The sequence below is a fragment of the Chondrinema litorale genome, assembly GCF_026250525.1.
Lineage (GTDB): Bacteria > Bacteroidota > Bacteroidia > Cytophagales > Flammeovirgaceae > Chondrinema > Chondrinema litorale.
Window position 1 is genome coordinate 4,828,510 of the sequence record NZ_CP111043.1, and the last position, 23,524, is coordinate 4,852,033.

Consider the following 23,524-nt stretch of genomic DNA (forward strand, 5'->3'; position numbering starts at 1 on the left):
TTTGAAAAAAATCTGCATTTTTACCAACACATTTTACCCGGAGTATGGAGCAGCTCCCAATCGTTTACTCCATACAGCTTTGGGATTAAAAAATGCAGGTTACCAAGTTGAAGTGATTACAGGTATTCCAAACTATCCATTTGGTAAATTCTATAAAGGCTATAAAGCCAAGTTTTTTTTTAGCGAAAAATACCAAGGAATTAAAATAAACAGGTTCTGGTTATTCCCATCGCATAACGATTCTAGTATTCATCGGTTTTTAACCATGTTTAGTCTGGCATTTTCTGTTTTGCTAGCGTTGCCTTTGTTTATAAGAAAAAAACCAGATTATATTCTGCTTCAATACCCGCCAGTAGCTCTGGCTTTTCCGGCAATTATTTATAAGAAACTAACCAAGGCAAAATTTATAGTAAATGTGAGTGATCTTTGGCCTTTAGCCATTCAAGATATGGGCTATACGTCACACAATAGTATCTTTTACAGATTACTATACAAGCTAGAAAAAATCACTTATAACCAAGCTGATTTATTATTGGCTCAGTCCAACGAAATAAAAGCTTATCTACAATCATCAGATAAAAAAAGAGAAGTACTGCTATTTAGAACTGCGGTAGATTGCGCCAAATTTAAACCAGCAAACCACTCAAAAAAAACTGATAAACCTATACATATCATGTATGCAGGAGTTCTTGGTTTGGCTCATGGAATTTACGACTTATGCAAAAATATTGATTTAGCACACAACAATGTAAAACTCAGCATTTACGGAGAAGGCTTTGATAAAAAGAAAATAGAATCTTTTATAGAATCTAACCCACAAAAAAACATATTGCTCAATTCAATGATAGATCAGCAGCAGTTAATAAAAAAGATGCAAGATGCTGACATCATTCTAATAGCACAAAAAACCAGAATTTACGGTACTGTTCCTTCTAAAATATATGAGGCAATGGCTTTGGGAAAACCGGTACTTTTCCATGGAGCTGGAGAAGGCGCAGACATTATCAGACAAGCCGATTGTGGTCTTATCTCTCATCCTTCAGACTTTGAGCAATTAAATAAAAACTTAAATACGCTACTTAACTGCAACGTTATTGTGAGAGATAACATGGGTAAAAGAGGCCGTGAAGCGGCACTAAAATATTACAATCGTAAAATCCAACTGAATAATTTGATAAATACACTTAAAAGTGTAGAATTGGGGAAGTCAAACACCAATCCTCAAAAATTCTATGCTAAAAATATTTTTTAAAAATGATAAAGCATTTGAACTAACCAAAGATGCTACTGGTAACTATACCATAAACAACGAAAACAAGAAATTCGATATCAGCGAAATTTCCGAAGAACAATTCCATATAATCGCTGATAATAAAAGCTTCTCCGCCGAAATTCTCGAACACAATCCTGTTGAAAAAACATTTACAGTAAAAGTTAATGGCAAAATAACCACACTTAAAGTTAAAAGTGAGATGGATTTGTTGTTAGAAAAAATGGGAATTAATAACATGGCAGTTCAGGCTATTAAAGATATTAAAGCTCCTATGCCAGGAAAAATATTAAGTATTGCATGTAATGTGGGAGATGAATTGAAAAAAGGAGATAAAGTCTTAATTTTGGAGGCTATGAAGATGGAAAACATACTAAAATCTCCGGGAGATGGTAAAGTGAAAGCTATTAAAGTTGAAACTGGAGAAAATGTTGAAAAAAATCAAATTTTGATCTTATTTGAATGATATTACAGGCGTATTTGGAGAAAGGAAAAATTGAAGCAGGATTAGACGAAGCAGGAAGAGGAAGTCTTGCCGGACCAGTAGTAGCTGCAGCAGTAATTTTACCAGAAGAGTTTGACTTACCGGGTCTTAGAGACTCAAAAAAACTCTCTTACAGACAAAGAAATAAACTTAGAGAATTAATTAAAGAACAAGCCATAGCTTGGGCCGTTGGAGAAGCGTCTCCAAAAGAGATTGATCAAATAAATATTTCTCAGGCTACTTTTCTAGCTATGCATAGAGCTTTAAAAAAAATTAAACAACCAGCAATCGATCACTTATTAGTCGATGGGTTGTACTTTAAAGCTTATAAAAAGATACCTCATCACTGTATTGTAAAAGGAGATTCTAAGATGGCAGCAATTGCTTCTGCTTCGATTTTAGCTAAAACTCACAGAGATGATAAGATGATAAAACTGGCCAAAAAATTTACTGAATACGGCTGGGATCATAATGTAGGTTACCCCACTTTAGAACATAGAAGCGCGATTGAACGTTTTGGAGTTACAGACTGGCACAGAAGATCTTTTAAGATGCTGGCAGATAAATGAGTAAGTAAATATGACATGACCATTCCTCAACTTCTAAAAAAAGTTCTTAATATAAAAACTAAACCACAACCCATAGCTCTGGTACTTTCTAGTGGTGGAGCAAGGGGCTTCGCACATATTGGAGTAATCAACGAGCTTCTAAAAAATAACTTTGAGATTACCTCCATAGCAGGTACATCTATGGGTTCTATTATAGCTGGTATCTACGCCGCAGGTAAGTTAGATGAATTTACCGAATGGGCTTGTAGTGTTAATCGAATGGGTTTGTTTAAACTCGTAGATTTTACTTTTTCTACCAGAGGATTTATAAGAGGTGATCGCGTATTAAACGAAATTAAAAAAATTGTTGGCGATCTCAATATTGAAGACCTCAATATACCTTATGTAGCAGTAGCCACTGATATACACAGCCAAAAAGAAGTGATATTCAGAGAAGGATGCTTGTTTGAAGCTATGCGTGCGTCTATGGCAATCCCTACTATTTTCACTCCTTCTGAGTTAAACGGCAGAGAGTTGATCGATGGAGGGATATTGAACCCAGTTCCTGTTGATTTGATTGATAGACATGAAGGAGACTTTCTAGTTGTAGTAAATGTAAATGCCAATGTGTCTGACGAAAGTGACATCATTGTACAAGCTTTTCCATCTGAAAAAGGGAATGGAGTATCAAAAAATGGAAAAACCACAAAACCCAAAAGGCAATATGGTTTCTTTGATTTGCTGACCAGTTCTTTTGATCTAACTCAAGACAAACTAACCGATATGATTCTGGAGAAGCATAAGCCAGATATTTTGATTAATGTTTCTAGAAATGTTTGCAGTACGTTCGATTTCCACAGAGGTGCAGAAATAATTGAAGTAGGAAAAGAAGCTTTTAAGAATAGAATAATTTATTGAGAAAAAGCTATCCTGTATAAATTACAAGATAGCTTTTTTGATTATAGGATTTTCATTTCATTGATTTAGCAAACGATAGATCAATATAGCAGTTCTTTTTGTAAGTGCTTCTACTGTGTTTAAATTAACCGTTTCTTGTGGAGTATGTGCATGCTCTCCCATTGTTCCTAATCCATCTAAACAATCTACATACTCAGCCACAAAAGAAACATCGGCAGCACCTCTTTTACCCGGATCGAACCCTTCTACTTTACCATAACCTAAATCTATACTAACTTGGCTAAGTTGCTCAAGAAGCTTCTGGTTTCCTTCTGTAGGTTCCATTGCTGGGTAGCTATCTGTAAAAGAAATTTTAGCTGAAGTATGAGGCAAGTTATTTTTTACTACTTCACGCATTTTTGCACGTGCAGACTCTTTTTGCTCTTCTGAAATAAATCTTAAACCACCTCTTACCATAGCAGTTTGAGCTACTACATTCGATTTACCAAAAGCATTTCCTTTACTAGTGTTCTCGTCAAAATCTACGAATGTTCCACCTAACAATACTCCAGGGTTAAAAGTAAGATACTCCTCTCCTCTTACATTGGTGTAAAACTCACTTAAAATACGAGACATTTCAAAGATAGCTCCTGCACCAACTTCATCTCTAAATATTGCAGAAGAGTGTGCACGCTTACCTTCAACTTCTACCATCCATCCAGAAGCTCCTCTTCTAGCAACTGTAGCATAGCTAAAACCAGAAGAGTTTTCAAAACCTAAAGCTATATCACTTCGCTTTGCAGCCTCAATTAGATCTTTTCTACTAATTGATAATGGCTTTCCTGAACTTTCTTCATCACCTGTATAGGCAGCTATAATCTGAGCATCGTCTAATAACCCGTTTTCATATAATGCTTTAAGTGCATATAGCATAATTACATCTCCACCCTTCATGTCATTACCACCCGGTGCATGAGCGATACTGTCGTTTACCATTTCAAATTTTTGGAAAGGACTGTCTTTTTCAAATACCGTATCAAGGTGACCGATAAGTAATATTTTCTTCCCTTTACTTCCTGAAGTTTCTGCAAATAAATGCCCTGCTCTATTCATCTCTGCGGGCATGTCAATCCAGGTAGTTTTAAATTTAATAGCATCATATGCTGCTTTAAACTCCATGCCTACTTCTTTTACACCAGCAGCATTGAGAGTTCCACTATTAATATTCACCACTTTCTTTAAAAACTCAATAGCTTCCTCATTGTTTGCTTCAATAGATTGCAATATCTTTTTTTCTTTCTTAGTAATCTTTTGAGCACTTATTGGCAGAGAAAAAAGGGTTAATAGCAATAACCATAGCGATTGTTGTAGTTTCATTTACCTGTGATTTAGAAATTATACTTGTTTAAGTTTGTAATACAAATACTCTAGCCAGAGATTATTAAGGCTTATAGATGTGTTGGAATTGGTTGATTGACTTGGTATTGGGAGACACAAATATAATTGCAAAGATTAATAAATAGCCAATCTATAAAATTAAATCAAGTACATAGTTATACTAATATTCATTAAGAAGCAATGAAACTATTTTGATAAAGCTAGATGGATTAGAAATTATTTTTCGATAACTACCGCTTCTTTAATTTCTAATTCTAGTTCTATTCCATCAAGGTCGAGATACCAATCTGGATGTGGAGATAATTGGGCGCAAGAAATACATTGTGTCTTTTTATGAACAAAACCACAGTCGGGACATTTTCCATAAGTATCAAATGTATTCCAAATGCAGCCACAATGGCATCGCCAATATGGTTTTCCATCTGGTTCCCAAGTACATTTCGGACATGCTATTTTTTCTTCTGTGTTACTCATACTTTTTACAAGAAGTTAATGCTTAAAAAGTTTCAAAAACTTCTACTTTTTTGAATTTTACCTCTCGTATAAAAATACTTTGCTTTCGGTGTATAATTATACTTGTTTTGCAAAGTGAAAATTAAAATAAACCATAAGGAACAATACAGTAAAACACTACTACTTGCCTATCCCATTATACTTTCTCAAATGGGTCAGATGCTTACAGGTATTGTAGACAACATGATGGTGGGTCGTGTAGGCACTACCTCTTTGGCTGCATCTTCATTTGCCAATGGTATATTTTCTAATGTAATGATATTTGGAATGGGCTTCGCAATTGGACTTACTCCCCTTATAGGAAAAGCCATTGGGAGAAAAGACAGTTCAAAAGCAGCAAACTTATTTAGACATAGCTTAATGGTAAACCTCATTCTAGGAGTGCTATTAACCTCTGTGCTTTTTATTGCTAGTAATTACATGGATAAAATGGGTCAGCCAGAACAAGTTGTTACAGAAGCAATTCCGTACTTTCTTGTTATAAGCAGCTCTATGTTGCCATTGATGATATTCTTCAGCTTTAAACAATTTACTGAAGGTATCTCTGTAACTAAGCCGGCAATGGTGTTTACTTTGTTAAGCAATTTGCTCAATGTAATACTGAATTACATATTAATCTACGGTAAATTCGGTATAGAACCAATGGGACTTGTTGGTGCTGGTTGGGCTACCCTAATTTCAAGAATATTTCAAGCTATAGGTCTATTTGCTTACGTCTGGTTTTCAAAGCGATTCGCTGCTTACAACCAAAAGGCACACCATCACTTTGTATTCAGAAAAGAAACTATTAAAGAGTTAGTTTCTATCGGTATACCTATTGCCCTACAATTTACAATGGAGGTAGCTGCTTTTGCCTTCGGTACTATTATGATGGGCTGGGTTGGAAAGACAGAACTTGCAGCTCACCAAATCGCATTGAGCCTTGCCTCTCTAACTTTTATGACAGTAAGTGGATTGGCCTCAGCAACTACAGTACGAGTAAGCAACCAATATGGAGAAGGTAACTATAAAGAAATGAGGCTAGCTGCCATGACGGCTTGCTACATGGTACTTATATTTATGGCTTTTAGTGCCTTAATATTTCTAACCTTCAATCATTTGTTGCCACTGGCATTTATCAGCGATCCTGAGGTGATAAAAGTAGCCGCTTCACTATTAATTTTAGCGGGTGTATTCCAATTATTCGATGGGGTACAAGTAACTATGATGGGTGCTCTTAGAGGTCTATCTGATGTAAAAGTACCAACTTACATCGCATTAATTGCTTACTGGTTTATAGCATTACCAGTCGCTTATATATTCTCTTTTAAACTGGGATTTAATGAAGCAGGAATTTGGATTGGCTTCTGTAGTGGATTAGGTATTGCAGCTATCTTACTTTATATACGCTTTAATCATATAAGTAAAAGAATGATAAAAGACCAAAATATTATAGTGGATGAAAGTAACAACATTAGCTATCAATCAGCTTAGGTTATTACTCTTCAAAATCAATTTTTAGCTGCACACCATGTTTAACTTCTTCTGGATTTTGAAGGTTAGATAAAGCTACACCCAAAAGTCTTACTGGTTTGTCGGGGAATTCTGGCTGATATAGCAATTCGCTGGCAACCATTTTTAATTCTTCTAAACTTTCGAAATAATTATTTTGAGTTGTACTGCGAGTATTAATTTGAAAATCAAAAGTTTTAATTTTTAAGGTTAATGTTTTTCCTTTTACCTTGCCACCTTGCATACGATCAAAAACCTTCTCACATACCTGATGCACAGCTTCTACCATTTCCTTTTCATCTGATATATCTTGAAAATAAGTTCTTTCAGCACCAAGTGATTTTCTAATTCTATGAGGTTTTACAGGTCTTTCATCTATCGCTCTTGCAATCTTGTAGAAATACCTGCCAGCTTTGCCAAATGCTTTTATTAACTCAAACTCTTCTCTTTGCTTTAAGTCTAACCCATTGTGAATTCCCATATTTTTCATCTTCTGGGCAGTTACTTTGCCAATTCCATGAAATTTTTCAATAGGAAGTTTTTCAATAAACTCTTCAGCTTTGTCTGGATGCACCAAATACAAACCGTTAGGTTTATCCATATCTGACGCGATTTTAGCCAAAAATTTATTATAAGAAATACCAGCAGAAGCTGTTAATCCTGTTTTTTCTTTAATTGCTGCTTTAATTTCTTTGGCAATTATTGTTGCTGAGGGAATGTCTTTCTTATTCTCGCTTACATCAAGATAAGCTTCATCTAATGAAAGTGGCTCAACTAAATCAGTATATTCAAAAAATATTTCTCTTATCTGTTTAGAAACTTCTTTGTAAACATCGAACCTAGACTTTACAAAAATTATATGCGGACATTTTCTGTAGGCGATAGAAGAAGGCATAGCAGACCTAACACCATACTCTCTGGCTTCATAACTGGCTGCAGCAACCACTCCTCTTTCTTTTGATCCTCCAACTGCAAGTGGTTTTCCTCGATATTCAGGAAAATCTCTTTGTTCAACTGAGGCAAAAAACGCATCCATATCAATATGAATGATTTTTCTATGCATTTGAGTAAAAACTTTGTCCAAAAAAATTTTTAGTCAGTTATAGCCCAATTCTTTTTCTAAAGTATGGAAAATACGCTAGAAAAGTTCAAAAATAGTGGATTTAAGTGATCTAATGTCACCTTTACTTTGTTTGATTAATATCATAAACATAATTGATAAAAATCATTGCGCCTAGCTCGTGAGCCCACGTTATTGGTGCATGAAAACCAAAACCAACACGATATTAATAATATGAAAACACTTAAAAATTCTTTAGAAAACAGTAGAAAATTCGGAATGTCATTCCTGTTAATTTTCTTATTCCCAGCGCTAATGTCTAACCTTACTGTTCCAAAAAATGACAACCCATTAAGTGGAGCAGAAAAAGAAGGTTTAGTATATACACTTGAAGAAGCTAGGCTTGCTCAAAATGTAAATGCATACTTACATGACAAATGGCAAGAAGCTACATTTGAATATGTGCTTAATGATGAAACAAACAACATACTTAAGTTTCAAAGATTTATTAAAAAACAAGGTGGTTCAGATCCATTAAGTTATGCTGTAAATGGTAAGTTCAATATACCTAGCATGCAAGATGAATATAATAAGTATATCAAAATTGGAAAAAACAGCTTGCTATCTGCTTATTATGTAAGTATGACTCTCGAAGAGCAAAATTATTTAAACATGGAAAACAGAATTAATGAGTCTAAAAATACTGATCTCATTAAAATGTACACAAATAGATTAAGCAGCATTGGAGACCATATGAGAGTTTTAGACAAACATATGAAAAAAATGGATGTAGCTTATGAAGCTCAGTACATGAGCCAAGAAAAATTTGAAGGTATTCTTAACCCAGACATTTTGTTGGACGATGTTTCAATGTAAATTGAAATTCACTAATTAATATAAAAGACGGATGAAGTACATCCGTCTTTTTGAATTTATAAAAATAAATATTTTTTTACTGAGCTAAATCTTTATTTACTTCTTTTAAAAGAATTGGAATATCGTTTAGCAGGTTGTTTACATCTAAAGAGTCTGTACCATCGTAAATACCCCTTATTCTTCTTTTATTGTCAACGAGGATAAAATGCCCACCGTGGAAAAACCCACCTTCTGCATTTTCATCTTCTACCACTGCAACCATATAATTTTTTCTACCCATTTCGAAAATATCTTCTTTGGTTCCAGTAACAAAATGCCATTTATCACTTTTAACCCCCAGATTATCAGCATATTCTTTTAAAACTGCTACAGTATCATGTGTTGGGTCTATAGAATGCGAAAGGAGTTTTACTTTTCGATTTTCTTCGAATTCTTCATAAACTCGCATCATTTGTGCAGTCATTTTAGGACAAATTGAGGGGCAAGTGGTAAAGAAAAAATCAGTAACGTAAATGCAATTTACAAATGTTTCGGGAGTTACAAAATCACTATCCTGATCTACAAATTGATAGTCGTTGATGATATGATAAATAGTGTCATTGAACGTTTTATTATTTTCATCTGTTTTTTCAACTATTTCCTGTGAACCATAAATTAACAACTTTTTTTCTGTTTGCTGTGTCTCACATGAAACTACTAATATTAAGCAAAAACAATTTAAAATAAATTGAAATCGGCACTTAGAATTCGTATTTATAAAATTTTTAATATACTGCTTACACATAAAAAAACTACTAAAAAACATCGAAATAATCTTATTTTTAATAACTTTGAACTAGCACTGGCCATCTCAAAGCCCTATTGTTGAAAAAAGATAAATATCTTATAAAGTTATATTACAAGCTATGAGTATTTTTTACTAATTATCAAAATTCAACCTACAATATTAATTTTCAACTAACAGGCAAAAATCCAAAATAAGTTTTTAATATTCATACAATACTTTATGAAAAAAACAGAGCAGCAAAAAATGGCAAACTTAAGGTTTGTTTGTAAAGAAAGGAGTTCCTTCTATAGAACTGTTACTAAGAGGGTAAATGATTATTTTAAAGATAATAATATCTCTAAATATGGTAATGGTACTATGTATCTTAAATCACTGCTTTTTATTGGAGGTACAGTACTTTTATACTCACTAATTATCTCCGAAATCTTCTCTCCTTGGGTTATGTTTGGCCTTGCATTAATCCTTGGTTGTTTTAAAGCATTTATTGGCTTTAATGTTTGTCATGATGCAATTCATGGTTCATATTCTCCTAACAAAGTTGTGAACAAAATGTTTGGCTTAGTTTTCAATGCAATTGGTGCAAATGATTATGTATGGAAAATCACTCACAATCTAGTACACCACACTTATACAAACATACCTGGACACGATGAGGATATTGATGTAGCACCAGGCTTAGTGAGACTTTCTCCAGCAGAAGAATGGAAAAAGCATATGAAATACCAACATTTTTATGCATTCCCACTTTATGGACTTGCATCTCTTTCTTGGGTATTTAGAAAAGATTTCAAAAAGTTTTTTCAGAAAAATATAGGTCAGGTAGAAAATACCACACACGAACCAATCGAGTACTTTAACTTATTCTTTTTTAAAGCTTTCTATTACACAGTGTTTATTGTAGTTCCTATATTAGTAATGGATATTACAGTATGGCAATTCCTTTTTGGTTTTATATTTATGCATGTTGCAGAAGGGCTTGTTTTAGGTTTGGTATTCCAATTAGCTCACGTAGTAGAAGGAACAGATTTCCCTGAGCCTTCACCAGAATCTGGAAATATTGAAGAAGACTGGGCTGTACACCAAATGCAAACTACAGCTAACTTCGCAAGAAAAAGCCATATAGCTAATTTCCTTTGTGGAGGTTTAAACTTTCAGGTTGAGCACCACCTATTCCCAAACATTTGTCATGTGCATTACAGAGAAATTTCTGATATAGTAAAAGCTACAGCTCATGAGTTTAACTTACCATATCATGAGAATGAAACATTTGGCAAAGCATTAGTATCACACTATAATACTTTAAAATTGTTTGGCCATAACCAATACAAAAGAAAAGAAGTGGCTGCCACAGTAGCCTAAATGATATATATATAAAAGCGGGCTTTCTAAATTTAGAAAGCCCGCTTTTTTTATGTCTTAAAGTTTAATTATTACAAATACTGAATGTGTGCGATTTAATGTTTACATCGTCTCTTAGATCATTACGTGAGCTCTTCTCATAAACTTCTGCACATAATTTAGCACGCGATTTTGAATGAAAACTATTTATTTTCTTTCTAATAAACTTGTAGTTGTTGTGAGCCGCTGAGAATACTAAATAAACAGACCACATATCATCCTCTTTATGTATACTAAAAGTAACTTCAGCATCTAATAGCCAATTGTCGTTTTCAAAAAAAGACATGTCAGCTACTTTACCTAACATATTCTTATTCAGACACATATCAAGTGATTTTCCTGAAAAATTTAAGTCATCGAAGTTCATAACCAATTTTTTATCTGTGTGTTTGTATCGTTTATAATTATTAAAACTTACACCCAGCTTTAAAATTGTTGCTGCAATTTCAAGGCAGCTACTAATACCCTAAATTGATCTAATTTGAATGATATATTTTTTAACTTAAGCAATTTTTTAATGCTTCTATTATAGTTTCAATATCACTTTCACTATTATAAAAATGGATACTGATTCTAAGACCTTTATTTCTAAAAGAGGTCACTATATTTTTTTCTAAAAGAAATTGCTCTATTTCAGGAGTAGTTTGAATGCTCAATATTCCAGATGACTGACTCTCTGAAAAATTAGATACTAAAAGATCGCTATTAATCTCTTTAATACCTTTACAAAATAAAGCATTAAGCGATAAAATTCTTTCCGAAATATGCTCAACGCCAATATTAATAAGATCAGTTAAAGCACTGTTGAGAGCTGCAAGTCCCGGATGGTTTGTATGACCAGTTTCAAAAGCTGCTTGTTTAAGCTCGATGGATGCTTCATTACTTGGTGTAATTGCTTGCCCATTAGAATTGTTACCAGCAATTAAAGGATGACAATTTTCTAGTAATTCTGGTTTTATATAAGCTATTCCCAAACCAAAACCAGCAGTTGTCCATTTGTATACACTGGTAATTAAAACATCAATTCCAATTTTCTTTACATCTATAGGAAATGCACCAAAAGACTGAGTTGCATCTACTAAAAACACCACTCCATACTTTTTACAAATTGCAGCAACTGAGTCTAAATCAAGTCTAAAACCTGTATTAAATTGAACATGACTAATCGCTAAAACATCAGGTTTTGTCTCTTTAATCTGTTTTTCAATTTCTTCGATAGAAATAATTTCATCCTTTCCTGCCGTAAAAAATTGACATTCATACTTATGTACTTTCCAAGGCAGAATTACAGACGGATAATCGCCATCCAACAAAAGTATTTTCTTGTACTTATTTTGCCACATTGCTGCTACCTGATTCATACCTGTTGTATAATTTGCTACAAACAGTAAGTTTTCAGGTTCAACATTTAGTAAACTAGCAGCTTTGCTTCTCGTTTCAGCTTTTTCTTTTACCCAACTCGGTCTTGCTCCAGCACCAAACTCTACATAGTGCTGAAAATGTTGGTTCATTGCTTGTTGAGTATTTTTAGAGATTAAACCACAAGCAGCCGTATTTAGATAGACATTATTTTTTGCCGCTGGATAATTTGATAGTATTTCAGCCCAATTCATCTTTTAAAAATTTTGCAGTATAGCTGGTTTTGTTTTTAGCAACTTTTTCTGGGGTACCTTCACAAACTATAGTTCCGCCACCTTCTCCTCCTTCTGGCCCGATATCGATTAAATGGTCAGCTACTTTAATAACATCCAAGTTATGTTCGATTACCAAAACTGTGTTTCCTTTATCAGCCAGTTTATTCAACACATTTAATAAATGTTGAATATCTTGAAAGTGCAAACCAGTGGTAGGTTCATCTAAAATATAAAAAGTTTTGCCAGTATCTTTTTTAGAAAGCTCAGTAGCCAGTTTTACTCTTTGCGCCTCTCCACCTGAAAGTGTAGTTGCATGTTGGCCTAAAGTAATATAGCCTAGACCAACATCATTTAGTGCTTTTACTTTTCTGTAAATCTTAGGTTGGTTTTCAAAAAACTCCATTGCTTGCTCAACTGTCATATCCAACACATCAGAAATAGATTTACCTTTAAACCTCACTTCGAGTGTCTCACGGTTATATCTTTTCCCTTTACAAGTTTCACAATCAATATAAACATCTGGCAAAAAGTCCATCTCAACTAATACCTTTCCTCCGCCTTGACATGTTTCACATCTACCTCCCTTTACATTAAAAGAGAATCTACCTGGCTTATAACCTCTAATTTTTGCCTCTGGCAAGCTAGAAAAGATACTCCTGATATCTGTAAACATTCCAGTATATGTTGCCGGATTTGAGCGTGGAGTACGACCAATTGGCGACTGGTCTACTTCAATTACCTTATCTATGTGTTCAAGCCCTTTAATGCTTTTATATTCAAGCGGCTCTTTTTTAGATTTATAAAAGTGAGATGATAAAATTGGGTGTAAAGTATCGTGAATCAAAGTTGACTTACCACTACCAGAAACACCCGTTACGCATATCATTTTACCTAAAGGAAAATCTACATTTATACTTTTAAGGTTATGCCCACTTACTCCTTCTAATCTAAGCTTTTCACCTGTTCCTTTTCTTCTTTCTTTCGGTACTTCAATAGATAACTTGTTACTTAAATATCTGGCAGTTTTACCATCTTGCTTAATAAACTCTTCTGGTGTACCTGCGGCAATTATTCTACCACCATGCGATCCAGCTCCTGGTCCAATATCAATCACATAATCAGCATCGAGCATCATGTCTTTATCATGCTCTACTACGATGATAGTATTTCCTAAATCGCGTAAATCTTTTAAAGCTTTTATAAGCTTTACATTATCTCTTTGGTGCAAACCGATACTTGGTTCGTCCAAAATATATAATACACCAACCAACTGAGTACCGATCTGAGTAGCTAACCTGATTCGCTGAGCTTCACCACCAGACAGTGTTTTTAAAGGCCGGTTTAACATTAAATAATCCAAACCAACACCAAGCAAGAAACCTATACGCTTTCTAATTTCTTTTAGAATCTCAGCAGCAATGGTATTTTGTCTCTCACTCATTCTACTTTCTAAATCAGTAAACCATTCTTTCAGAGTACTGATATCCATCTGAGCAAGTTCAGATATATTTTTATCGTCTATTTTAAAGTGACGAGATTCTTTCTTTATTCTCTGCCCTTCGCAACTACTACAAGTTTTTACTACAGTAAAATCTTCAATCCACTTTTGTGTATTTTCTGTGCCCGATTCTTGTTGCTTCTGCAAAAAGTTTATAATCCCTTCGAACTTGGTATTCCACATAGTTCCGGGATGCTTCACAGACTTTACAGCTACATCATCTTCACTACCATACAGTACTACCTGCATTACCTCTTCAGGAATTTTTTTAATCGGAGTTGAAAGGCTTAACTTATTTTTCTTAAGAATTGCTTCCAACTTTTTAAATATCCAGATATCTCTGTACTCTCCCAAAGGCAGTATTGCTCCTCTGCTAATACTCAAAGATTCATCAGGAATAATTGATTCTCTGGTAATTTCGGTAATGGTTCCTAAACCTCTACACTCTGGACACCAACCATAAGGTGAGTTAAAAGAAAATAAATTTGGAGCAGGTTCATCGTAAGATAAGCCTGTTGTAGGACACATTAAAAATTTAGAAAAGTGTTTAACAGCATTTTCTTCATCAGGTAACTGCACCATCATAATGCCTTTACCATAATTCATAGCTGTTTTTACAGATTGCCTAATTCGCTGAATGTCATCGGCATTTACCACTAATCTATCAACAACAATTTCTATATCGTGGGTTTTATATCTGTCGACCTGCATTTTAGGCACCAACTCCTGAATCTCTCCATCAATCCTCACTTTGGCAAAACCCATTTTCCTGATCTGCACAAACAACTCCCTGTAGTGCCCTTTTCTACCTTTTACAACAGGTGCCAGCAATATCATTCGCTGGTTTTTATACAAACGGATTAATGTGTCTATAATCTGATCTTCCGTTTGCTTAATCATTTTTTCACCTGTATTATACGAATAAGCATCAGCTGCTCTAGCATACAATACACGCATAAAATCGTAGATTTCTGTTACTGTTCCAACAGTAGATCTCGGGTTTCTTGAAGTCGTTTTTTGCTCAATCGAAATTACCGGACTTAATCCATTAATTTTATCTACATCGGGTCTTTCCATATTCCCGATAAAAGATCGAGCATATGCAGAAAAACTCTCCATATAACGACGCTGGCCTTCTGCATAAATAGTATCGAATGCCAGCGAAGATTTGCCACTGCCACTAATGCCGGTAATTACTACCAGTTTATTTCTTGGTATTTCAATATCAATATTTTTCAAATTATGCTCTCGAGCACCAAATACTGATATAAACTCCTCAGTTGTAGCTTCTGTAAATTTATTCTCTTTCGTAATTTTATCTTTTAGCTGATGCACAATGCTGGATTTCGTTACTTTGCCTTGTATAAAAGTTCTGAAGTTCAAAGGTATAAAAAACCTGATCAAAAGAGATGCGGGAGCGTCTGTGAAATCAGGAATTTATTCTTTTTGAAATGTAGCCTTGATTATTAGGGTGTGAAAAACACACAATCGAAGATAAAAAAAATTTCTTAATTATGATAAAAAGCCGGACATTGAATTCTGTCTTTACTATTGATTTTGAAAGGCTCGAAAATTACCGATATCTCATGAGACCCACCAGACTGACCAGCTAGTTTAGACACATTAATATCGTAACTGTAGCCTATCCATAAAGATCGTATTTGTAAGCCTATTAATGCAGCAATAGCATCTCTACTAATATTATCTTCTGCATCTTGTTTAAGAGGTAAACCTCTGTACCATAATCCAACCACTAAGGGCTCATAAAAGAAATTAATTCCCAAGTCTAATTGATCAAACTCTTGTTGGTTCTGGTATAGAAATGAAGGAGACAAATACATTCTTGGAAACCCATAAGGATTTACAGGAATTTTAGCGCCACCTTGTACAGACACTCGCATAGGAATTTGCATTACTCCTACTTCGGTTTGTTGTACTGGCTCATTTAGATGAAAAATCGATACACCCGTCCAAAATATCTTATTATAAAGCATAAAACCAGTTCCGAAATCTGCAAAACTGGCGTTAAAATCTCTCAGGTTTTCGGCTGATTCTCCAGTATTATTATCAATCTGGTCTCCAAAAACAAGGTTAGAGTAACCTGCATTTCTTTGTATATAGGCTCCTTGTAAACCAAGTCTTAATTTCCAGCCTTTATTTAATTTAAGTTGATATGCATAAGAAAATGCAATATGATTAGACTGCAAATCCAATCCACCAGATCGATCATTCATCACATACAAACCAATACCACTATTTAGCTTTTTAAGATTGTAATCGAATGATGCAATATTAGTTTCTAAACCACGCGGTATGGCGGCCCACTGTCTTCTGTAAGAAGTTGCTAACCTATACTCATTTACAAGCCCACTAAATGCCGGATTAAGGTATAATGGAGAAGCATAAAATTGGGTAAACATCACATCCTGCCCAATTACATGATAAATGAGAATAAGCTTCAAAAAAATAAAAGCACTTATAAACTTGCCTGAAAAAATCTTCACGTATATAACTAAATAAAAAAATTTCTCTCTTATCTACTGATTAATTTAAAGCGAATATCGGGCTTAAATTGTTCCCAAAACTAAAATTCAACTTAAAAGATTATCCAATTTTAAAACACTGGTCATCCTCAGTAAATCTGAACTTTTTTTAAGTTGCCTTAACATTTATTTAAAAAACCTCATCCTAATTACCAAAATACTCGTATTCGAAATTGATCCTACTTACAAAATAAACCAGATAAATTATCGAAACTGTAATTATACTCTTATCAACATGTTTGTCAGATTAATTCCTAGATCATTTCGACTGTTTACCGTTTTTTTAGTTTTATCTCTGCTTCCATCTTGTGCTACCATATTCAGTGGCACCTCGCAAAGTGTAAAAGTTATTTCTACTCCTAAAGATGCTAAAGTTTACTTAAATGGTAACGACACCGGAGCTCTTACCAACTCCAGAATAAAAATTAACCGAGCGGTAAGGAGCGGACCTGAAAATTATACAAACGAACAAGCTTACAGAATAGAAAAAGAAGGTTATTCTTCTACTACTGTTAGAGACAGACGCAAAGTAAATGGCCTTGCTCTAGCACTCGATTTTTTATTCCCCCCTGCTATTCTTGTAGATTTTCTAAATGGCTCTATATATAAATATAGAAGACGCATAAGGGCGAACTTAATTCCTGAACCATCGAAAGAGGACAGCACCACTTTTATAGCTTCTCAAGAACCAGAAATTAAAGTTGAAGAAACGGAACCCGTAATAATTGCTGAGCCAGAAGTATTAGAAGAAAGTGTAGATGTAGATATTCCTGAAACTTCTCACATAAACCCAGATGCTATTGCTGTAATTATTGGGAATGAATATTACGATAACCCAGACATTCCAGATGTAAACTATGCAATGGAAGACATGCAAAGCATGAAACAATACCTTATTAAAACATTTGGATTTAGAGAAGGAAACATCATTGAAATTTCAAATGCGAGTCTGGCTGATTTTAATAGAGTATTTGGCAATAGCGAAAATTATCAGGCTAGACTATATAATATTGTAAAACCCGGTATTAGTGATGTGTTTGTATATTATAGTGGCCACGGAGCACCGTCTACAGAAAATAATCAAGGCTTTTTAGTACCTGTAGAGTGCCAAGATATTTCTCTGTTGCAATTTGAAGGTTATCAATTAAATACCTTGTTCGATAATCTCGCCGAAATTCCTTATAATTCTCTTACTATAGTTTTAGATGCTTGCTTTAGCGGCAACTCGCACAATGGCGCATTAATTAAACAGGCATCACCTATTTATATAGAACCAAGAATGAAATTACTCAACAAAGAAAATACTGTGATTTTCTCTTCTAGTTCAGGAAATCAAATTTCTTCGTGGTATTCTAAACAATCTCACTCACTTTTTACTTATTACTTTTTAAGAGGGATCAAAGGAGCAGCCAATAACTACGGTTCAAAAAGTGAACTTTCGATAGATGAGCTTTCATCTTACTTGCTCGAAAATGTACCATATTCTGCAAGAAGGATGTTTAACCGTACACAAACGCCAGAAATAATTGGAGATAAGAACAGAATTTTAATAAATTATTAATTACAATAAAAAAATTTTTTATTAACTCATTTCTTATTTCGAATCTTTCAATAAACCTATTAGATTTACCTCTGTTTTTAGCCATAAAATCAGAGGTTTATTTTTTTAACTTAATTTAAATCAGATAAAAAATAGTGAAACTACTTTTTAAAATTCATTTTCATACACAGTGGGGACAAAAACTCAAAATATGTGGTTCTTTGCCTGAATTAGGTGAATGGAAAGATGAGGAAGCATTAAACCTAAATTACGTTGCCGATGGTTACTGGGAATTAGAACTAGATGTAGCACTTGGTAAAGCAAAATCTTTTGATTACAAGTATTTTCTCTATTTCGAAGAGAGCGGTTGGATAGAATGGGAAGCTGGAAAAAATAGAACTGTAGAAATACCATCTGCCAAGTTTAATCTTATTGAACTTCAAGATGCTTGGAGATCTTCTAAAGACTTAGAAAACGTATTCGAAACCAATGCATTCTCAAAAGCAGTTTTTACTAAACCTGTTTTTTCGATTAAGGCTAAAAAACCAAAATTTAAAAAAGGTCTTGCGCTTCAACAATTTAAAATTAAAGTACCAAGAATTAATCCTGGTTATTCGGTATGTATTATTGGAAATAACGATAGCCTAGGGAACTGGGACGAAGAAAAAGCTGTAGTAATGGGCTATGATGTAGATAGCCAAACTTGGAGTGCTTATGTTAATTTAGACACAGTTTTCCCGGTAAGATACAAATACGGCTTTTACGATAACCACAATAAAAAAATTGTAGAATGGGAAGCCGGTGAAGACAGATACATTTCTACCGTATCAAGAATAGATCAAACAGTTTTTACGGCTAAAACCGACGAGAAATTCAGATACAATCAAGCATGGAAAGGAAGTGGCGTTGCAGTACCCGTTTTCTCACTAAGAAGTAAAAACAGCTTAGGTGTTGGAGAGTTTAGCGATATTAAATTGCTGATAGACTGGGCAGAAAAAACCGGCATGAAGATGGTACAAATTCTTCCGGTAAATGATACTGTTGCTACCCACACTTGGACAGACTCATATCCTTATTCTGCTATTTCTGTATTTGCCCTCCATCCTATTTACATGAATTTAGAGGAGTTAGGTTCTATACATGCCGAAGTAACCAAAGATATTTTATTAGAGCAAAAGCAGATATTAAACAAAAAAAATCATGTAGATTATGAGCAGGTAATGCGTACCAAATCGAGGTACTTTAAACTTGCTTATGACGAGCACAAAGAGAACTTTTTAAAAGACCCTCTTTTTAAAGTTTTCTTTGAAGAAAACAAAGAATGGCTAGTGCCTTATGCTGCATTCTCTTACCTCAGAGATCTATACGGCACACCAGACTTTAGCCAATGGGAAAAATACAGTAAGATTACTCCAGAGCTTTTAGAAAGTCTTACTTCACCAGAGGCTGCTCAATACGACGATATTGCCATACATTACTTTATACAGTTCCATCTAAATGTTCAATTAAAATCTGTAGCAGAATATGCCAGAAGTAAAGGCATTGTGCTTAAAGGAGATATTCCAATCGGTATTTATAGATATAGTGTTGATGCTTGGATGTACCCAGATCTATTCCATATGGAATGCCAAGCAGGAGCTCCACCAGATGCATTTGCACTTGAAGGTCAGAACTGGGGCTTCCCTACTTATAACTGGCAGGTAATGGCTCAGAATGGTTTTAAATGGTGGACATCCAGATTAAAACACATGGCCAAATTCTTTGATGCCTATAGAATTGACCACATCCTCGGATTCTTTAGAATCTGGGAAGTGCCATGGAAATCTGTAGAAGGTATCTTAGGCCATTTTAACCCAGCTTTACCATTAAGTGTTGAGGAATTGCAGCAAAGAGGTGTACACTTCGATTACGACAGATTATGCAAGCCTTATGTAAGAGAACATATGTTGCAAGAGTTGTTCGGAGATGAAGCGGATAATGTAAAAAATGAGTATTTAGATGAGTTTGCACCTTATTGCTATCATTTTAAACCTCAGTTCGATTCTCAAAGAAAAGTTGAAGAGCATCTTTCTTTAGATATTGATGTATCACTCGAAGACAGAAGTAGTATACTTCAACTAAAAAAGAAGTTATTTAAACTACTTGGCGAAGTAATACTATTAGATGCCCCTTTTGCAGAAGGTAGAGCTTTCAATTTTAGAAATGCCATGCACTTTACTCAGTCTTACAGAGAGCTTGATTGGCACAACCAAAAAGTACTCGATGAGTTGTACATAGATTATTTCTATAAAAGACATGAGCAATTCTGGAGAGACCAAGCAATGATTAAGCTGCCGGGCATAAAAGAGGCAACCAATATGCTAGTTTGCGGTGAAGACCTTGGTATGGTTCCAGACTGTGTACCCGGTGTAATGGATGAATTAAGTATTCTTAGTCTTGCGATTCAAAGAATGCCTAATAACTCTAAGCTTGAATTCGGCCACCCAGCTCACAATCCTTACTTATCTGTTTGTAGTACTTCTACTCACGATATGTCTACTATAAGAGGCTGGTGGGAAGAAGATCACCACCGCTCTCAGAGGTTTTACAATATGATATTAGGTAAAGAAGGTGAAGCACCATTTTTCTGTGAGCCTTGGTTAGCTAGAGAAATTATTGCTCAGCATTTATATGGGTCAAGTATGTGGGCAGTATTTCCAATTCAAGATTTGCTGGCGATTGATGGTGACATTAGAAGATATAACCCAGCCGATGAGCAAATTAATGTTCCGAGTAACCCAAAACATTACTGGAAATATAGAATGCATATAAACCTAGAAGACTTGCTAAATCAAGAAGGATTTAACGGATCGCTGCATGAAATTGTAGCAAATTCTGGCCGTTTGCTACCCTACTAAAAAATATTTAACAGTTTCGTAATACGATAGCTCAGAGATTTAAATTTCTGAGCTTTTTGTTTGCAAAATAAAAAATGTTAAATAACTAAAAATGTCTCTTTTTTTGCGAAAAAGTTAAAACAAAAAATTCAAAAAAAAACTTAATTAAATACACAATTACTTACTTTTTTTTGAATTAGATAATGAAAGAAAATGTTCAAATTATTAAAGAGACTTACTTAAACCAAGCAACGGAAATATACAACAAAAAATAGCATATTGTACAATTATTACTACTAATAATACAATTTTTTATTACACAATTGATTTATATTTTTGTAAATTGTATATGTCCTTACCTTACATACTAACACTACTATTTAAACTAATCTTACACATACACTATCGCTCTGACTTTAACCAATAATTAGCTTTATTACACCAGATAATTTTTTCGCAAACCATGAAAATGTTAAATAATTTGAATTCCTCTTTTGTGCAAGATCAACGAGACCATATTATTAATTCAGAATGGCTAGAAACTAGTGGTTTAGGTACTTGGGCGGCAAGCTCTGTCAGTGGTATTAACACTAATCGAAATCATGGACTACTTATTACTAAAAATAGTGAAGGGAAAACTTTCTCTTTATTATCTAAACTAGAAGAATGTGTAATAAGCAACGGTAAGAAATCTCATCTTTCCGCCAATCAGTATCCCGGCACTTTTTATCCTAAAGGATATGAGTATTTACATGCATTTTCGAAAGATTTATTTCCAGAATTTATCTTTCAGGTAGACGATATTATAATTCATAAAACTATTGCTGCTATTCATGGTACAAATTCTATAGTAGTAAAATATACTTTGCTAGAAGGCCCAGAAGATGTACAAATGTCTCTCTTACCTTTAATTACCAGCAGAAGTATTAAAGAGCTTACTTACCAGAATGATGCAATAAACGCTAAGGCTTTTTTCTTAGATAATTCATTTAGCCATCAGGCATATAAAAACAATCCAACTTTACATATCAGTTTTGGGCATAGCTATGTATCATACAAAGCGCAACCCCAATGGTATAATAATTTTGAGTATGAAGCTCAACACCAAAATGGTGAGTTTTATAGAGAAGACATGTTTTCTCCAGGTGAGTTTACAGTAAACTTGCACAAAGATTACCCTGTAGGAATTATTATTTCTACAGAAAAACAAGAGCACTCTAATCCGCTTGAGCTTTTCAAAAAAGAAAGAAACAGAAGAATTGAGCTCACAGCAGATGCCCAGACAAATTATGAAAGACTTTTAAGATTAGCGGCAGATCAGTTTGTAATAAAAAATTCAAACGATAATCTTGCAATAGCTGCCAGCTATTTCGATAGTGAAATTAAAAGCCGAGAAAATGTAATTGGACTTACTGGTATTCTTATAAGCACAGGTAGATTTGATGAAGCACGTGAGTTGTTATCTACCTTAAAAAATTCTATCAGAAAGGGATTATTACCAGAGTTTTTTGATGAGAATTCTCGTGTTTATAAATCTGCCGATACAAGCCTTTGGTTTTTTGATGCAGTATATCAATACTTTAAACAGACAGAAGACACCGATTTCATTTATAATGAAATGATGCCGGTATTGAAAGATATTATTGCTTGGTTCTTAAAAGGCACCAACAACAACATTTGTGTAGACTCTGATGGACTGATAATAGCAGGAACTTCTGATGAGCCAGCAACTTGGATGAATGCACAAATTGATGGCTGGGCAATTACCCCTCGTGCAGGCAAAGCTGTAGAAATAAATGCACTTTGGTTTAATGCGCTTAAAGTTTATGCTTACTTCCTCGATTTAGATGGTGTTAAAAGTGAGATGCATGTAATCAACGATCTTACAGAAAACATCCAAAAAAGATTTAAAGAAGTATTCTGGAACAAAGCAGGAAAATGTCTTTACGACTTAGTTGATGAAAATAATATTCTAAATGATAGAATAAGACCTAATCAGATTTTTGCGATTAGTTTATCTTTTCCAGTATTATCAGAGAAAAAAGCCAAAATGGTTTTAGATACAATAGAGCAAAGACTAGTAACCGATTATGGTATTAAAACATTATGCTCAGATGCTTTAGGTTTTAAACCTAAATACGAAGGCAATGAGAATGAAAGAAAGCTTGCTTACCACGAAGGCACAGTTTGGAACTGGTTAATGGGTTCTTACATTGATGCATTAATTAAACTACAAGGAAAAACTGGTAAAGCAAAAGCAAAGGTTTTCTTCAACAATTTTAAGCACCATTTGGATACTGCATGTGTGGGTAATATTTCTGAGCTATTTAACGCTACTGAAGATTACACACCAAATGGTTCGCACGCATACTCTTTAAGCGTAGCAGAAATTCTGAGAGTGGGTATTAAGTATAACCTCTTTAGTTCTGAAGAACACAGTGAAGTTGAAGACGAAGAAAGAAATATTCTAGGTTATGCAGAATACGATGAGGTAAAACTTAGCTCATACATTCAAGATAATGACGAAATGGAAGATGAAGAAGTTCTTGCTGAGCAAGAAGAAGAGCTCTCGAATTTCAACAATCCGTTTTCTATCATATCTGCATTTAGAAGTCCAGGTAGTAAATTTTCCAGACTTTTCTCATTATATAATTTCGGATAAAAAATATAAAAGCAAAAAAAAGCTGCTGAGTTAAAATTCAGCAGCTTTT

At 34.2% G+C, this 23,524-nt stretch carries 18 protein-coding genes; 10 read left to right on the plus strand and 8 right to left on the minus strand.

The annotated features are described in order from the left end of the window. The first annotated feature begins 1 nt into the window (after position 1). Genes OQ292_RS20000 through OQ292_RS20015 form a run of 4 tightly spaced genes read left to right on the plus strand, consistent with a single transcriptional unit; the run spans position 2 to position 3,220 of the window. Positions 2-1,252: a glycosyltransferase family 4 protein gene (locus OQ292_RS20000; RefSeq protein WP_284683916.1), complete on the plus strand. Its 1,251-nt coding sequence runs from the start codon at positions 2-4 to the stop codon at positions 1,250-1,252. Then, complete coding sequence (locus OQ292_RS20005; RefSeq protein WP_284683917.1) at positions 1,233-1,736, plus strand: acyl-CoA carboxylase biotin carboxyl carrier protein subunit; 504 nt, start codon at positions 1,233-1,235, stop codon at positions 1,734-1,736. Before OQ292_RS20000 ends, OQ292_RS20005 begins: the two co-directional genes overlap by 20 nt. Further along, on the plus strand, positions 1,733-2,323 hold the full coding sequence (gene rnhB / locus OQ292_RS20010; protein WP_284683918.1) for a ribonuclease HII: 591 nt from the start codon (positions 1,733-1,735) through the stop codon (positions 2,321-2,323). The genes OQ292_RS20005 and rnhB overlap by 4 nt, the downstream gene beginning before the upstream one ends. Before the next feature lie 15 nt (positions 2,324-2,338). After that, positions 2,339-3,220 carry a patatin-like phospholipase family protein gene (locus OQ292_RS20015; RefSeq protein ID WP_284683919.1) on the plus strand — a complete coding sequence of 294 codons (882 nt, stop codon included), beginning with the start codon at positions 2,339-2,341 and terminating at the stop codon, positions 3,218-3,220. A 57-nt stretch (positions 3,221-3,277) separates the two neighbouring features. On the opposite strand, the gene OQ292_RS20020 is transcribed toward OQ292_RS20015, so the two are convergent. Both OQ292_RS20020 and OQ292_RS20025 read right to left on the minus strand, forming a co-directional pair. Then, positions 3,278-4,576: a M20/M25/M40 family metallo-hydrolase gene (locus tag OQ292_RS20020; RefSeq protein ID WP_284683920.1), complete on the minus strand. Its 1,299-nt coding sequence runs from the start codon at positions 4,574-4,576 to the stop codon at positions 3,278-3,280. 237 nt (positions 4,577-4,813) lie between these two features. Continuing rightward, positions 4,814-5,071: a hypothetical protein gene (locus tag OQ292_RS20025; protein WP_284683921.1), complete on the minus strand. Its 258-nt coding sequence runs from the start codon at positions 5,069-5,071 to the stop codon at positions 4,814-4,816. Between the two features lie 114 nt (positions 5,072-5,185). Here OQ292_RS20025 and OQ292_RS20030 point away from each other — a divergent pair, with 114 nt between their 5' ends. Further along, positions 5,186-6,583 (plus strand): MATE family efflux transporter, encoded by a 1,398-nt coding sequence (locus OQ292_RS20030; protein ID WP_284683922.1) that lies wholly within the window; start codon positions 5,186-5,188, stop codon positions 6,581-6,583. Positions 6,584-6,587: 4 nt separating this feature from the next. Here the strand turns inward: OQ292_RS20030 and dinB are convergent, their stop codons facing one another. Then, positions 6,588-7,664 (minus strand): DNA polymerase IV, encoded by a 1,077-nt coding sequence (gene dinB / locus OQ292_RS20035; protein WP_284683923.1) that lies wholly within the window; start codon positions 7,662-7,664, stop codon positions 6,588-6,590. Between the two features lie 231 nt (positions 7,665-7,895). Between dinB and OQ292_RS20040 the strand changes: the two genes are divergently transcribed. Beyond that, positions 7,896-8,537, plus strand: a complete 642-nt coding sequence (locus OQ292_RS20040) for a DUF2202 domain-containing protein (RefSeq protein ID WP_284683924.1) — start codon at positions 7,896-7,898, stop codon at positions 8,535-8,537. Between the two features lie 76 nt (positions 8,538-8,613). Here OQ292_RS20040 and OQ292_RS20045 read toward each other — a convergent pair whose 3' ends face one another. Next, positions 8,614-9,198, minus strand: a complete 585-nt coding sequence (locus OQ292_RS20045; protein ID WP_284683925.1) for an SCO family protein — start codon at positions 9,196-9,198, stop codon at positions 8,614-8,616. A gap of 345 nt (positions 9,199-9,543) precedes the next feature. On the opposite strand from OQ292_RS20045, the gene OQ292_RS20050 reads away from it, so the two are divergent. Then, the gene (locus OQ292_RS20050) at positions 9,544-10,683 is read left to right on the plus strand and encodes a fatty acid desaturase family protein (RefSeq protein WP_284683926.1); all 1,140 of its coding nucleotides are present in this window, start codon (positions 9,544-9,546) and stop codon (positions 10,681-10,683) included. Positions 10,684-10,747: 64 nt separating this feature from the next. Here OQ292_RS20050 and OQ292_RS20055 read toward each other — a convergent pair whose 3' ends face one another. From OQ292_RS20055 to OQ292_RS20070, 4 genes are all read right to left on the minus strand, one after another. Next, positions 10,748-11,089 (minus strand): hypothetical protein, encoded by a 342-nt coding sequence (locus tag OQ292_RS20055; RefSeq protein WP_284683927.1) that lies wholly within the window; start codon positions 11,087-11,089, stop codon positions 10,748-10,750. A gap of 130 nt (positions 11,090-11,219) precedes the next feature. Beyond that, positions 11,220-12,335 (minus strand): aminotransferase class V-fold PLP-dependent enzyme, encoded by a 1,116-nt coding sequence (locus OQ292_RS20060; RefSeq protein WP_284683928.1) that lies wholly within the window; start codon positions 12,333-12,335, stop codon positions 11,220-11,222. Next, a complete protein-coding gene (gene uvrA / locus OQ292_RS20065) occupies positions 12,322-15,168 on the minus strand; it encodes an excinuclease ABC subunit UvrA (RefSeq protein ID WP_284686027.1) in 2,847 nt (948 codons plus the stop codon). The genes OQ292_RS20060 and uvrA overlap by 14 nt, the downstream gene beginning before the upstream one ends. 194 nt (positions 15,169-15,362) lie before the next feature. Continuing rightward, a complete protein-coding gene (locus OQ292_RS20070) occupies positions 15,363-16,358 on the minus strand; it encodes a PorP/SprF family type IX secretion system membrane protein (protein WP_284683929.1) in 996 nt (331 codons plus the stop codon). A 274-nt stretch (positions 16,359-16,632) separates the two neighbouring features. Between OQ292_RS20070 and OQ292_RS20075 the strand changes: the two genes are divergently transcribed. The 3 genes from OQ292_RS20075 (at position 16,633) to OQ292_RS20085 (ending at position 23,475) form a co-directional block, all read left to right on the plus strand. Then, entirely contained in the window at positions 16,633-17,958 is a 1,326-nt protein-coding gene (locus OQ292_RS20075) for a caspase family protein (RefSeq protein ID WP_284683930.1), read from the plus strand. A 134-nt stretch (positions 17,959-18,092) separates the two neighbouring features. Then, positions 18,093-20,834, plus strand: a complete 2,742-nt coding sequence (locus OQ292_RS20080; RefSeq protein WP_284683931.1) for a 4-alpha-glucanotransferase — start codon at positions 18,093-18,095, stop codon at positions 20,832-20,834. Positions 20,835-21,276: 442 nt separating this feature from the next. After that, positions 21,277-23,475 (plus strand): amylo-alpha-1,6-glucosidase, encoded by a 2,199-nt coding sequence (locus OQ292_RS20085; RefSeq protein WP_284683932.1) that lies wholly within the window; start codon positions 21,277-21,279, stop codon positions 23,473-23,475. Positions 23,476-23,524 lie beyond the last annotated feature (49 nt).